This window comes from Sporomusa acidovorans (genome assembly GCF_900101845.1).
Taxonomy (GTDB): Bacteria; Bacillota; Negativicutes; order Sporomusales; family Sporomusaceae; genus Sporomusa; species Sporomusa acidovorans.
In genome coordinates, this window is record NZ_FNAM01000006.1 from 122,222 (window position 1) to 134,156 (window position 11,935).

The 11,935-nt window shown below is 41.1% G+C and carries 18 protein-coding genes; 4 read left to right on the forward strand and 14 right to left on the reverse strand.

Annotation, left to right across the window (positions count from 1 at the left end; translation table 11 throughout):
• Positions 1 to 37: 37 nt before the first annotated feature.
• The 3 genes from argF to BLR65_RS06730 form a co-directional block, all read right to left on the reverse strand.
• Positions 38 to 1,039 carry an ornithine carbamoyltransferase gene (argF, locus tag BLR65_RS06720; protein WP_093793423.1) on the reverse strand — a complete coding sequence of 334 codons (1,002 nt, stop codon included), beginning with the start codon at positions 1,037 to 1,039 and terminating at the stop codon, positions 38 to 40.
• Positions 1,040 to 1,070: 31 nt separating this feature from the next.
• Complete coding sequence (arcA, locus tag BLR65_RS06725) at positions 1,071 to 2,333, reverse strand: arginine deiminase (RefSeq protein WP_093793424.1); 1,263 nt, start codon at positions 2,331 to 2,333, stop codon at positions 1,071 to 1,073.
• A gap of 179 nt (positions 2,334 to 2,512) precedes the next feature.
• A complete protein-coding gene (locus BLR65_RS06730; RefSeq protein WP_245692522.1) occupies positions 2,513 to 2,716 on the reverse strand; it encodes a helix-turn-helix transcriptional regulator in 204 nt (67 codons plus the stop codon).
• A gap of 151 nt (positions 2,717 to 2,867) precedes the next feature.
• Between BLR65_RS06730 and BLR65_RS06735 the strand changes: the two genes are divergently transcribed.
• Positions 2,868 to 3,248: a helix-turn-helix domain-containing protein gene (locus BLR65_RS06735; protein WP_093793425.1), complete on the forward strand. Its 381-nt coding sequence runs from the start codon at positions 2,868 to 2,870 to the stop codon at positions 3,246 to 3,248.
• 228 nt (positions 3,249 to 3,476) lie between these two features.
• Here BLR65_RS06735 and BLR65_RS06740 read toward each other — a convergent pair whose 3' ends face one another.
• Positions 3,477 to 4,274 carry an REP-associated tyrosine transposase gene (locus BLR65_RS06740; protein ID WP_245692524.1) on the reverse strand — a complete coding sequence of 266 codons (798 nt, stop codon included), beginning with the start codon at positions 4,272 to 4,274 and terminating at the stop codon, positions 3,477 to 3,479.
• Between the two features lie 122 nt (positions 4,275 to 4,396).
• On the opposite strand from BLR65_RS06740, the gene BLR65_RS06745 reads away from it, so the two are divergent.
• Positions 4,397 to 5,851, forward strand: coding sequence for a nitrilase-related carbon-nitrogen hydrolase (locus BLR65_RS06745; protein WP_093793427.1), 1,455 nt, complete (start codon positions 4,397 to 4,399; stop codon positions 5,849 to 5,851).
• 138 nt (positions 5,852 to 5,989) lie between these two features.
• Here BLR65_RS06745 and BLR65_RS06750 read toward each other — a convergent pair whose 3' ends face one another.
• On the reverse strand, positions 5,990 to 7,039 hold the full coding sequence (locus BLR65_RS06750; protein ID WP_093793428.1) for a WG repeat-containing protein: 1,050 nt from the start codon (positions 7,037 to 7,039) through the stop codon (positions 5,990 to 5,992).
• A 172-nt stretch (positions 7,040 to 7,211) separates the two neighbouring features.
• On the opposite strand from BLR65_RS06750, the gene BLR65_RS28975 reads away from it, so the two are divergent.
• Complete coding sequence (locus BLR65_RS28975) at positions 7,212 to 7,472, forward strand: hypothetical protein (RefSeq protein ID WP_143122516.1); 261 nt, start codon at positions 7,212 to 7,214, stop codon at positions 7,470 to 7,472.
• Between the two features lie 152 nt (positions 7,473 to 7,624).
• On the forward strand, positions 7,625 to 8,026 hold the full coding sequence (locus BLR65_RS06755) for a YmaF family protein (protein WP_169717067.1): 402 nt from the start codon (positions 7,625 to 7,627) through the stop codon (positions 8,024 to 8,026).
• 78 nt (positions 8,027 to 8,104) lie between these two features.
• Here BLR65_RS06755 and BLR65_RS06760 read toward each other — a convergent pair whose 3' ends face one another.
• From BLR65_RS06760 to BLR65_RS06800, 9 genes are all read right to left on the reverse strand, one after another.
• Complete coding sequence (locus BLR65_RS06760) at positions 8,105 to 8,293, reverse strand: hypothetical protein (RefSeq protein WP_093793430.1); 189 nt, start codon at positions 8,291 to 8,293, stop codon at positions 8,105 to 8,107.
• A gap of 194 nt (positions 8,294 to 8,487) precedes the next feature.
• Positions 8,488 to 8,802, reverse strand: coding sequence for a hypothetical protein (locus BLR65_RS06765; protein WP_093793431.1), 315 nt, complete (start codon positions 8,800 to 8,802; stop codon positions 8,488 to 8,490).
• 19 nt (positions 8,803 to 8,821) lie between these two features.
• Complete coding sequence (locus BLR65_RS06770) at positions 8,822 to 9,007, reverse strand: hypothetical protein (RefSeq protein WP_093793432.1); 186 nt, start codon at positions 9,005 to 9,007, stop codon at positions 8,822 to 8,824.
• 26 nt (positions 9,008 to 9,033) lie between these two features.
• The gene (locus tag BLR65_RS06775; protein WP_093793433.1) at positions 9,034 to 9,621 is read right to left on the reverse strand and encodes a DJ-1/PfpI family protein; all 588 of its coding nucleotides are present in this window, start codon (positions 9,619 to 9,621) and stop codon (positions 9,034 to 9,036) included.
• A gap of 244 nt (positions 9,622 to 9,865) precedes the next feature.
• Positions 9,866 to 10,105 (reverse strand): nitroreductase family protein, encoded by a 240-nt coding sequence (locus BLR65_RS06780; RefSeq protein ID WP_093793434.1) that lies wholly within the window; start codon positions 10,103 to 10,105, stop codon positions 9,866 to 9,868.
• 549 nt (positions 10,106 to 10,654) lie between these two features.
• Positions 10,655 to 10,957, reverse strand: coding sequence for a spore coat protein (locus BLR65_RS06785; RefSeq protein WP_093793435.1), 303 nt, complete (start codon positions 10,955 to 10,957; stop codon positions 10,655 to 10,657).
• Between the two features lie 14 nt (positions 10,958 to 10,971).
• The gene (locus BLR65_RS06790) at positions 10,972 to 11,178 is read right to left on the reverse strand and encodes a hypothetical protein (RefSeq protein WP_093793436.1); all 207 of its coding nucleotides are present in this window, start codon (positions 11,176 to 11,178) and stop codon (positions 10,972 to 10,974) included.
• A 21-nt stretch (positions 11,179 to 11,199) separates the two neighbouring features.
• Positions 11,200 to 11,490 (reverse strand): spore coat protein, encoded by a 291-nt coding sequence (locus tag BLR65_RS06795; RefSeq protein ID WP_093793437.1) that lies wholly within the window; start codon positions 11,488 to 11,490, stop codon positions 11,200 to 11,202.
• Between the two features lie 12 nt (positions 11,491 to 11,502).
• Positions 11,503 to 11,718, reverse strand: coding sequence for a hypothetical protein (locus BLR65_RS06800; RefSeq protein ID WP_093793438.1), 216 nt, complete (start codon positions 11,716 to 11,718; stop codon positions 11,503 to 11,505).
• Positions 11,719 to 11,935 lie beyond the last annotated feature (217 nt).

The window sequence follows — 11,935 nt, forward strand, 5'->3', positions numbered from 1 at the left end:
CCGTAACTAGCCGCAATGGCTCTGTGGGTTCCGGCCGCTAGGCGCCTAAGGTGGCGACCATAACGGCTTTAATGGTATGCAGACGGTTTTCGGCTTCGTCAAAGACGACGGAATGGCTGCCTTCGAAGACTTCATCGGTCACTTCCATGGCGGTTAAGCCGAATTTCTGATAGATGGCCTGTCCAATCGTGGTCTTGAGGTCATGAAAAGCGGGCAGGCAGTGTTCAAAGATCACACTGCCGTTGCCGGTCAGAGCCAGCATGTCCGCATTTACCTGATAGGGCTTAAGCAGTTTGATCCGTTCTGCCCAGGCGGCCTCCGGCTCGCCCATGGACACCCAGACATCGGTATAGAGCACATCAGCCTGAGCCACACCGGCGGCGATATCGTCAGTAATGGTAATCCTGGCACCGCTGACAGCCGCCACTGCGCGGCACCTTTCCACCAGATCAGCCGCCGGGAACAGCGCTTGGGGCGATACGATACGGAAATCCATGCCCAGCTTGGCCGCCCCGATCATCAGCGCATTAGCCACATTGTTGCGGCCATCGCCGACGTAGGCGAACACCATATTGCCAAACGGCTTGTTGAGATGTTCCTGCGCCGTCAGAAAGTCGGCCAGCACCTGGGTCGGATGATCGGCGTCAGTGAGGCCGTTCCATACCGGCACGCCCGAATAGGCGGCCAGTTCCTCGACAATGCCTTGGTCAAAACCCCGGTATTCAATACCGTCATACATTCGGCCCAGCACCCGGGCAGTGTCGGCGATGGACTCCTTTTTCCCCATCTGGCTGCCGGTCGGCCCCAGGTAGGTGACATGCGCCCCCTGGTCCAGCGCCGCCACTTCAAACGAGCAGCGCGTCCGGGTGGAATCTTTTTCAAACAGGATGACGATGTTTTTGCCCTTGAGACGGGGCTGTTCGGTCCCGGTGTATTTGACCCGTTTGAGTTCTTTGGCCAGGTTCAATAAGTACGTAATTTCTTTGGGTGAAAAATCCTGCAAGGTTAAAAAATTGCGGTTGCGCAAGTTAAAAGCCACGATTTTTTTCTCTCCTCTATCTTTTTTGTGTTTATAAGTCGGCCCGCACCAGCGGCATGCTCATGCAGCGCGGGCCGCCCCGCCCCCGCGACAGTTCCGACGAGGGAATGACATGGAGCTTGATGCCATACTCTTCTAAGATCCGGTTGGTGACATGGTTGCGGGCGTACACGACCACTTCGCCCGGCGCAATCGCCAAAGTATTGGCGCCGTCATTCCACTGCTCCCGGGCGGCGTGAATCTGATCGCCGCTGCCGCAGCGGATAAGGGTGACCTGGCGCTCCAGATATTTTTCCAGGATGTCTTCCAGCTTCAGGTTAAGTTTCTCAATCCTAATCCGTACATTCCCACCCCGTTCGGGGCATGGGCGCATTTCATACACGGTTAATGGACCCTCAATCTCGGAATGAATGGTAAATTTGTCGGTATCCACCATGGTGAACACGGTGTCCAGGTGCATAAACGCCCGGGAAGCCGGGATGTGAAAGGCCAGGACAGTCGCAAAAGAGGTATGGGCCGTGAACAGTTTGCGGCAGACCTTTTCCACCGACGCCGAGTCGGTCCGCTGGGATATGCCGATCGCCAGTACCTTGTCGCTTAAAATAAGTTCGTCGCCGCCTTCGAGGGCGGTCGTCTCGTACCGGTCAAACCACAGTGGAATGTTGGCCGCCGCAAAGTGCGGATGATGCTTAAAAATATACTCGGCAAAGAGGGTTTCCCGGTTGCGCGTCTGGGTGCGCATATGGTTAAGGGTGATGCCGCCGCCAATGGTGGCAAACGGGTCGCGGGTAAAATACAGGTTGGGCATAGGGTCGCAGACAAAGGGATAGGAATCATTGACCTGCTCAAACAACGACTGCCCCTGGTAACAGGCCAGTTCCTCCCGCCGGACCCCGGCCATCATCTTGTCAATCATGGCCTGAGCGGGCAGTCCCAGAAGATAGTCGGTAAGCGCGTAGCTGAGGTTCTCATTTTCAACCCCGGCTTCCCGAATAAACTCACGGATGAACGCTTCTTTAACCTGCGCATCAGTCAGCGCCTCAGCGGCCAGTTGTTCCAGATACAGCACTTCCACGCCGTTGTCGGTTAACACCTGGGCAAAAGTATCGTGCTCCTGTCTCGCCACTTCCAGATAGGGAATATCGTCAAACAGCAGCCGTTCCAGCAAGTCCGGCGTTAAATTCTCCACTTCCTGCCCCGGCCGGTGCAGCAGCACCGATCGCAAGCGGCCGATTTCGGATGTGACGTGAAGACAGCTTGGGGCTGTCTCGCTTTTTCTTAGGGTATTATCCATAGGGGTCCTCTCCTTTCAATATGGGGTATAATTGTTAAGGTTCGTTTGTGAAGGGGGTTGGGCATGGGGTATTCTCTTACATTTTGTCGGAATAAAGTTGAAGATTATGGAAATCATTATTGGTATAATTTAGGTATCAGGTTCTTCATACGTAGGAGAATCGCGCTGTTTCACTTGCTTCATTTTGAAGCCGTCAAGGTCAAAAAAATGCTCTCCGGAGATACCTTAAGGGCTTTAGCTATTCGTTTAGCCAGTCCGTAGTCAGGGTTTCTTACTCCATTTTCAATTAACCCGTAAAAACTACGGGAAATTCCTAATATCTTGGCAATTTCAACTTGCGTAAGTCCAATATTCTCACGCGCAATAGCTAATTCTTTTCTCAATTGAACACCTCCTTTGCTTCCCTTTGAAGCATATCCATATCTAAATTATAATGCTTCATTTTGTAGCTGTCAATCATATCTGCAACATTTAGAAGCAAATTATTCTATTGCTACTGTCTGTAGCATATAATTATAGGTAGGAGTTGATTTTATGTCTCTTGGTAAACGGCTCGCCGCTCTGCGCGATAGCAAGGACCTTACACAAAAACAATTAGCACAACTCACAAAAATCTCTCGCTCCCGCCTATCTCTATATGAAACAGATAAACGCGAACCGGATTTACAAACATTAAAACAACTTGCAGGTTTTTTTAACGTGTCTATTGACTATCTCGTTATTGGATATGATTCCACTTCTCCCATACTTCAATTTGATACTATACCTAACGATTTGCTGGAATTTCTTAAACTAAAAAATGTCCGGTTCGGCAATAAAATACTGACTGAAGAAGACAAAGCCAAAATAAAGGCTTCGCTTGACATTATATTTTGGGATACAAAACAAAAAACAGACGAAAAATATCTTAAATGATTTTTTTCGTCTGTTTTTTATTATCCGAACCTGTTAAGCCAAGTAGATGGGACTGTATTCCTAAAATTTCTCTAACGGTTACAGGTTATAAATCGTCAATAGTCTTTTGAAACTATTTGTCTCTTTTGTTGTTTGAAACGTTTAGTTTCTTTTATAATGAAAGCGAGGTGTTTATTTTGGATAATAATAAATCGCATAGAAGATACAACGGGACGGTTCTACTGTTTCCTACGCTTTAGCTACTACATTAAAAGTGATCCCAGTTATTCTTGCTATTTGTCTAACTGATATCCCGCCATTTTCTTTAAATTGCCTTAAATAATCGTCTCTTTTTTCTTTTTCCATAGTTAGTAATTCATTAGTTGATAAATTACCCAACACTTGCTTCACAATTTGTTTTGCTTCTTCATCAGTTAATCTGCATCTTCTTTTCAATTCAAGAATATCTTCTCCGTTCTCATCCATATATTCTGCAAATAATTCTCTTGCTTTTTTAGGGTTTGATGAGAATATCTCGAGAACAAAGTTTATATCTGTTATAGTAGGATGCCCTATATATTCAGCATAACTGCTCCATGGGTACTTGCCCATGGAAGTTGTGATATTTGCTTTAATAGGATTTTGGTGTATGTATCGTATTACCGACAATAAATAACTATCATCTTCAATAACTTGACTTTTATATCGATCTTGAAATAAATGGCCAGTACGTTTGTATTTCAGATTATACCAATAAACATAGCTTACTCCGATTCGCTTCATTAGCTTTTCTATTGGCTCATCGTTTTCTTTTAAAATTAGATGGACATGATTATCCATTAGACAATAGGCAAAAATGTTAAATCCGCATTTTTGCTTATAATTCTTTACAGTATCTATAAATTTAATTCTATCTTCATCGTCCTCAAAAATTGTTTGTCTATTTATTCCTCTTATCATTATATGGTATATTCCGCTATTACTTTTCTTCCGGGCAGTTCGTGGCATTTTTCTCACCTGCTTTATGTCTTTTTCATATAATAGCATTTATTTACAGGAAACAAAAGAACCGTCCCTCTGTTTCAGAACTTTTTTAATTGATTCCAGGTAAATAATGGTATAAAATTCAAAGTGTTTAATCAAAAAATATATGAAGAAGGTATTATTTAATGCAATTACTCGGTTTTAACAAGAATGCTATATGCAAGCAGCGCTATTGGGCTAAATGGTCTAAGTTACTGGACTGTGTTTTCGCGACTGTTACGAGTGGATTATCTTTCTTCCTATCCGTAGAGTCTTGGTATTTTTCGTGGATTGCATTATTTATACTCTGTATATATTCATTGAGAAAATCAGTGTTTCTTACGTTTATTGTTGGATTTACATCGTATATGTTGGGAGCGGCGAATCCTCATGCCGTACTGCCTATATTTATATACTGGCCGTTTATTACTTTTAACGCAATTGCAGTTGCAAGTGTACTTGTTGTTTTTCGCCTTATTGCGGATAAATGGAAAGGGTGGGATACGAGTGTCATTTTTGCAAGTGGCTTAACTGCACAAGAATTTATTTTCTCCTTATTCTCTCCACATGGAACAGTAAGCAGTATTGCTTATACGCAGGTATCTAACTTGCCAATTATCCAAATTGCTTCCATCACAGGTATTTGGGGTATTACTTTTTTGATGGCCATTACTACTGCAAATATAGCTTTATTTTATCGTTACCCGCAAAATCGCAGAATAAAAGCAAATTTGATTCCAATAAGTCTATTGATAGTAACAGTTTTATTTGGATTTTACCGTTTGAATATGCCATTGGAAGGGGAAAAAATAAAGATTGGGATTGCTGCGATATCAACTAATTTAGAACAATATTTGGCAGTATCGGCAAACAAGGATAAACAGCAAGTTAACCAAACTATTGAACGGTATATTCAAAAAGTTAATTTGCTTGCGCAGTCTGGAGCTGAAGTTGTTTTGTTGCCGGAAAAAATTATTAATTTAGATGGTCATGATAAAAATTTACAATACTTTAGTGATATGGTCCAGAAGAATAAAATTAGTTTAATTTTGGGAGTAACTAGTAAAGACGGTAATAAACTATATAATTCTGCCTACGTTTTTTCTCATGAAGGAGAAGAGATTTTTCAATATAATAAAAAACATCTTCAACCTACTTATGAAAGTAGGTATACTCCGGGGAATTCATTAGGAGTTATGAATAAATGGGGCATTGAAATTTGCAAAGATATGGATTTTATTCAACCAACATTAGAGTATAGTCAACGGGGTGTAAATATTGTTTTCATTCCTGCCCTGGATTTCCATGATGATAGTTGGAGTCATGCACGTGTTGCAATAATGCGTGGAGTTGAGGGGGATTTTGCAGTAGCCCGAGCCGGGCAGTGGGGATTATTAACTCTAAGCGATAGTAGAGGGCGTATTCTAAAGAGCGTATCTTGTGATATAGGGCAGGACAAAGCAGATATCATGGGGGAAGTACCGCTGGGGACAGGAAATTCAATTTACAGTAAAATTGGTTACAGTTTTGGCTGGATGTGCGGACTAACTTTTATTATATTAAGTACGGTATTATTGTTTGTAAAACCTACTAAAAATTAATTTGGAACTTTATCACAAAAAATGGCTCGAGTCTCCCGGGCGCACCATTTAGAGCAGGGAGACTCAAGGGTAGTAGAGGGTTTGAAGATACTGCTAGACCCGGTCACGTCTTTACTGCTAGCGCCATTGGTTTTATCTCTATTTCGTCAATTGCCACTTCACACTTCCACTTTTATCAATATACCCGAAACTAATACCTTGATAGTTATCTTCGCTAAATCCTGGGCTCTGATCGCATATTCGCGCAAGACCATTTCTAAAATCATCAGCATAATCAAATACTGGCTCAATCACCATTTTTCCCGCCTTGTCGATAAATCCATATTTCCCCTTTTCAATCACTTTGAAAGGATTAAGTTGAATTTTTTCTCCGACTTCTACTCGGGCAAGACCTTCCGAAAAGCTATATGTCCAACTATATTGGGGCGGAATGGCAAAATTACCCTGATGGTCAATAAAGCCGCTTTGCCCTAAAGCGATTGTGACCGGAGCCAGCCCTTCGGAAAATTCCCTAGCAGTAAAATATTTTGCTGCAATCACATATTGACCTGTTTTATCAATGTATCCCCAGCGCGAGCCCGTTGCCGCAGAAGATACGGGAGCCACCCCCTCCTTGAAGTTCCCTGCTGACTTGAATTGACAATCAATAACTACATTTCCGGCTTTATCGATATAGCCGTATTTGACATTATGCAATTTTTCCAAGAATGTGTTGCCTTCACGTATTGCGACAACCGCCAAGTCTTCGGAAAAATTTTCAGCGGCATCGAACTTGAGCGGAATTACCAGTTGATTTTTGTCAATATAACCGTATTTGGCTCTCTGCCTCACGACAGCCAGCCCCTCCGAGAATTCATTAATTTCATCAACATTTTTCCATGTACCGATTACTTTCCCTTTTGTGTTTATAATGCCCCAAATCCCCTCCTGAATCTTAACAGGGGCCACCCCTTCTGCAAATTGCTTTGCTTGCAGGTAAATAGGTTTTATGACAACATTACCATTTCCATCAATATATCCGTATTTGCCATCTTGTTTGATAATGTAAAGCTTATCGGAATCAGTTGCATTTGTCGAGACATTGCTGGCATGTGCATTTGCCAAGAACAAAATTGCCAAAAATAGTGAAAATAAAGCGCTATAGTATTGCCTTTTTCTTTTTCTGAACGAACTGAAAGTTGTAAACAATTCACAGTCCTCCTTCTTTTTCCCTTGTTACAAAAATTAGCTAAATACTTTCTTTATCCTGCAATACTAATTAGAAGACTCTTGGGGACGATTCGAAACCACTGAAAAAGTACCTATTTTTAATTTTTCTGGGGTACTAAAAGGTTATATCGAAGCAAAAAACAGCCGTTATATGCCGTTTAAATGGCTCAAAAGCCTTTGCTTTGCTTATAAATTTTTGGGGGCTGATTTTTTCAGTGGTTTCGGACGTTATTTTTGCTTCTCTTTACTTACACCTGAAGGGACAGGGGACGAAGTTACTGACATTTTAGCAATGATTAATTTGGGAATGGCTTTTTACGAACGAAAAAGATGCTGCTCTGCACCGTCGTCACTCAAAGTCCCTCATGGTGATATCAGGGGCATGATACCGCCGGTAGTAGTGGGTATGTGATAGTTTGGTCAAAGCCCATCGAAAAGCCTTCATCCTCAACAACGTATGCAAAAACCAATAGGGCTAAAAATGAATATTTTATCAAAATTACGGATTATGTAATCACTTATTCTCAGTGTAATGAATATTATGTTAATAAAGGAGGGGTACTATTGAGTGAAGAAAATCAAAGGCAAAATTATTATGTAGTACCTGCTTACGAAAGCACAGATCACAATCATGCATTTATCACGATCGCGGATGCAGCCCGTAATCACCAACACGGAATTCTGGGAACAACTAGTCCGGCAATCTATTCAGGCTGTAGCCACATTCATAGTATCTGCGTTCTAACTACTTCTGATCCGAAAGACGGACCCATTCATTGGCACGTAGTTGATGTGGTAACAGGGCCAGCGATTGAAGTGAAAGGCGATGAGCATACCCATCAATTCTACGGCGAAACAAAGATTACTCTTGAGCATGCACACCGGTTTAACAGTACGACAGTCACTGCGCCAGATCAAGAGAAAAATGATCACAACCATAAGGACTGTAAGTGCAAAAATGGTTAGTGACAAAGCTCCTTTTTTGGGAGCTTATCATCTGTCTAGTAGTCAAATCGCAGACTCAAAGAGTCCCTGTTTTTTAGTCTAAGACTCGTGGGGACGGCTCTTTAAAAGCTCATCTTCTGCCTGGCAACTCTGTTTATAGTACCAATCGCGAACCATTTTTTCGATTTCTGTGTCACTCCCAGTAGCTTTTAAAGGGTAGACCGCGATTAATTTTTTTGAAGCCTTGTCTCTCAGGCCAATTTTTTCTGCATCCTCAAATTTCCCCATTTTAAATCCCTCCCAATAATGTACTATCCAACAGCAATACTTGATAAATTTATTGCCAATTCTTTGAAAGCCAGCTTCAAACGGTTTGAGCCTAGGCTTGCATAAAAAGGACTTCAACATTCCCTGCACGTCAGAGCATCGTAAGGAAAAATGAAGCCATTTGTCACGTTTTATGACTAAATGCTGCTAACGCATTACATGGACTGAGCAAATTCTATAGCACCAGCGAGTACACTCTCCAGCTCAGTATTGGTCGATAATTCTGCATAGATACGGATAATGGGCTCTGTCCCCGATGCCCGGAAAATCAACCAGCCGCTTTCAAGTTCCAGCTTACAGCCATCGGTACATTGCACAGACAGTACTTTGCTGGTACCAATCGACGCCGGTGGCGTTAGCGCTAAGCTCGCCAGCAGTGCTCTCTTCTGCCGGTCAGCTAAATGCAAATCCCGCCGGCCAGGAAAAGCCAGGGGACGGTGGTATTGTCTTCCTTTCCCTGTGTTCTCCACTTACAAAAATAGTGACTACTCATGGATGGGTGGTTACACATTTACCTTTGTCCACCCCTTCGAGCAGGTTAGGCTTTACTAATACTCTATCGCCAGGCTGAACAAACTGCGACATCCCGCCAAATTCAGTCATTATTTCTGCCATTGCCTGCTCGACGACTTGTGGATCGTAGGAATCGGCTTTTACTACCGCTACTTTTGTCATATAATCACTTCCCATTCGTTACTACATCACAATTCTTCCCAATTCCCATACTCCATATATTTCGCCGTTTTATCAGCAACTTCTTTTCCATACAACTTTGCCACTACATAAAGTGACAATTCAATGCCCGCAGAAATCCCAGCAGAGGTTAGTATCTTTCCATTATCAACAAATCTTGCTCTTTTTTTAATAACTGCTGTTGGAGCAATTTCTTGCATATCGGAGATCACTTCATGATGAGTAATTATATTTAAATTGTCAAGCAGTCCCATTTTTCCAAGCAATCTTGTTCCAGAACAAATTGACATTGTAATTTGAGAATGATTATTTTGTTCTTTCAACCATTGCAATATCTCATCTTTATTCATTTCTGCTTTAGTTCCATTTCCACCGGGAACAATAAATACATCAATATGTGGATGATTTTTAAAATCGTAATCTGGTATAACTCGCAATCCATTTACTGATCGAATATCCGCTCCATTCTCGGTAATAGTAAAGACATTAAATAATTGATAATTATTTAACTCTGTGGCAACTGAAAATACCTCATAAGGTCCGGCAAAATCTAGAAGTTCTATTCCATTGAAAAGAAAAATTCCGACATTTAGCATAATATACCACCTATCTATTTACTTTTTTAGCATAAAAGAAGCAAGGGGACGTTCGAAGCCACTGAAAAAGTACCTAGTTTTAATTTTTCTGGGGTCTAAAAGGTATATCGAAGCAAAAAACGACCGTTATATGCCGTTTAAATGACTCAAAAGCCTTTGCTTTGTTTATAAATTTTGGGGAACTGAGTTTTTCAGTAATTTCGAACCTCCTCTTTGTGTCATTATTTTAAAATATCCACAATTTTTACAACCAATTTATAATACTTTCGGCGAGATCCTTCCTTTTAGATTTACTATCTTTATTTGGGTATCCAACAGATATAACTGCCATAAGTTGCAATTCATTGGGAATTCCTATTAATTTTTTGACTTTATCTTCATTCTTTAATATCTCGCCAATCCAGCAAGTTCCTAAACCAAGTTCATGTGCTGTGAGCAACATGTTTTGTATTGCTGCCCCGAATTCATTGCTTTCTCCCCCTATAAAAACGCAGTAGTGGTTCTCCCGTTTCCCTGTTTAGGGTCCCCTCCTTTCATCTTACCATGATTCACTATTTATTTGCTTCTCAATGATCACTTTAAGTGTTTCATTAAAATAAGTGCCTAGCAACTCGCTGACAAGGGGTGTCAAGGGGACTCGGATTCTTTACTCTTACATTGTAAAGTCATAATTGCCAGTTAATACTTTATTTACCAATAAAATATAAAAATCCTGCAATAATGGATTTATTTTGCAGGATTCATCAATTGAAAGTGATAATCGGGGATATTTTTTTGAGAGCAAGGGGAATTCCGGTAATGAAGGTATTCGCCAATCCCCAACGCTAGATTAGCGTAGTACCCAATTTCCCTTATTTTTTTTGCGTCGAATCATCAGTACCGTCCTCACAAGTAAATATGGCTTTTGCCAATGCCTGGCGGTCCGAGAAACAGTAAGTTGAATACTTTTCCAACCAGCGCATATCCATAAGTTCCTGGATTTGACGCCGGGATGCTGAGGTTTGAAACTCGAAATCAAGATCTTCTATTTAGCTTAGCGGATTGCATTTTGGGTCATATGAACGTCTTGAGATAGTTGCTGTTGTGGCGAAGCGTAAGGCTTATACCATTCCTTATGTATTAGCATATCTGAAAGTCTTTGATGCATTTGAACGGAAGATGTGAGTTGTTTAGCTAAAGTCGTTCTCACTTCTGGATTCGATATTTCAGTTACCATCATTGCAAGTGACGTAACCGCGAATTTTGAATCTTTAAGCATGTCTGAGGCAATATCTTTGTCTCCAAGGGTAGCATTAGTAACATTGTTATCACCGAATAATTCGTCTAATAAACCCATTTATAACCACCTTCCTATTGAAGCCGATTGTGTTGTCCTTTGAAGTATAGCTGCTCAAGTTCAGTAAGAGCTGTAGTCTTAGTTTTCAAAGAATCATGCATAAAATTTCTTAATTCTTCATCTTGGGCCATATTCATGCTTGCCTGAATTTTTTTTACACATACTACTTCGCTTCGAATTAACTCATGGAGTTCGAGGGCTTCATGCGGTGCTAAACTCATTTTTGTGAAACCTCCTTCGATCTATCTTGATTGACCAGTGGTGGCAGTAATCTGCTGAGCTCGAGAAAGATCAGCCTGAAGCTGTTGAGAAATATTAGTAGGATTGTACCAACCTTTACTTATCAGTAAATCTGATAATTGGAAATGTTCTTGAACACATTGATCAAGATTGGTAGCAAGCATAGTCCGAAGTTCAGTGTTTGCTGCTTCAGTAGATAGTTTTGCATGGCTTATAATACCAAATTTTGAATCCTTAAGCATATCAAAAGCTATCGTCTGATCCTGTATATTTTGTTTTTGACTGCTTGGCATTTTTATTTCCCCCTATTGCATTACTGTATCAGTAGCATTAGCAACTATTTGAGACATTTGGGCAATTCTGTTCTGCTTGGCAATTAAGCAAGTTTGCATGAATGACTTTAATTCATTATCGTTAACCATGCTTATTCTGGCTTGAAGTTTTTCGGCAGTGGTGACTTCTGCAGAGAGTAATTCGTGCAAATCCAGCAATTCATGAGGAGCAAAAGTATTTGGACGCATGTTAAAGCACCCCCTTCCAGGGCTAGTGTAATCATTGTAACTAAAATGTATACATGGGAATTCTTGATATAGTGAGAATGTTCACTTATTGTTAGGCAAGAACTCTTAATGTTGATTTAATGCGAATAAACATTAATAAAGTTAAAGATACAGATTCTACCTTGTATTAATCAATTTTATCAGAAAAATAATAGTAATATATATAGTTGATACTTCT

Bases quoted from the DNA above. Each gene is read 5' to 3' on its own strand.
- arcA (WP_093793424.1), bottom strand. From the start codon at position 2,333: ATGGATAATACCCTAAGAAAAAGCGAGACAGCCCCAAGCTGTCTTCAC.
- BLR65_RS06735 (WP_093793425.1), top strand. From the start codon at position 2,868: ATGTCTCTTGGTAAACGGCTCGCCGCTCTGCGCGATAGCAAGGACCTT.
- BLR65_RS06740 (WP_245692524.1), bottom strand. From the start codon at position 4,274: ATGCTATTATATGAAAAAGACATAAAGCAGGTGAGAAAAATGCCACGA.
- BLR65_RS06745 (WP_093793427.1), top strand. From the start codon at position 4,397: ATGCAATTACTCGGTTTTAACAAGAATGCTATATGCAAGCAGCGCTAT.
- BLR65_RS28975 (WP_143122516.1), top strand. From the start codon at position 7,212: ATGCCGTTTAAATGGCTCAAAAGCCTTTGCTTTGCTTATAAATTTTTG.
- BLR65_RS06760 (WP_093793430.1), bottom strand. From the start codon at position 8,293: ATGGGGAAATTTGAGGATGCAGAAAAAATTGGCCTGAGAGACAAGGCT.
- BLR65_RS06770 (WP_093793432.1), bottom strand. From the start codon at position 9,007: ATGACAAAAGTAGCGGTAGTAAAAGCCGATTCCTACGATCCACAAGTC.
- BLR65_RS06775 (WP_093793433.1), bottom strand. From the start codon at position 9,621: ATGCTAAATGTCGGAATTTTTCTTTTCAATGGAATAGAACTTCTAGAT.
- BLR65_RS06785 (WP_093793435.1), bottom strand. From the start codon at position 10,957: ATGGGTTTATTAGACGAATTATTCGGTGATAACAATGTTACTAATGCT.
- BLR65_RS06790 (WP_093793436.1), bottom strand. From the start codon at position 11,178: ATGAGTTTAGCACCGCATGAAGCCCTCGAACTCCATGAGTTAATTCGA.
- BLR65_RS06795 (WP_093793437.1), bottom strand. From the start codon at position 11,490: ATGCCAAGCAGTCAAAAACAAAATATACAGGATCAGACGATAGCTTTT.
- BLR65_RS06800 (WP_093793438.1), bottom strand. From the start codon at position 11,718: ATGCGTCCAAATACTTTTGCTCCTCATGAATTGCTGGATTTGCACGAA.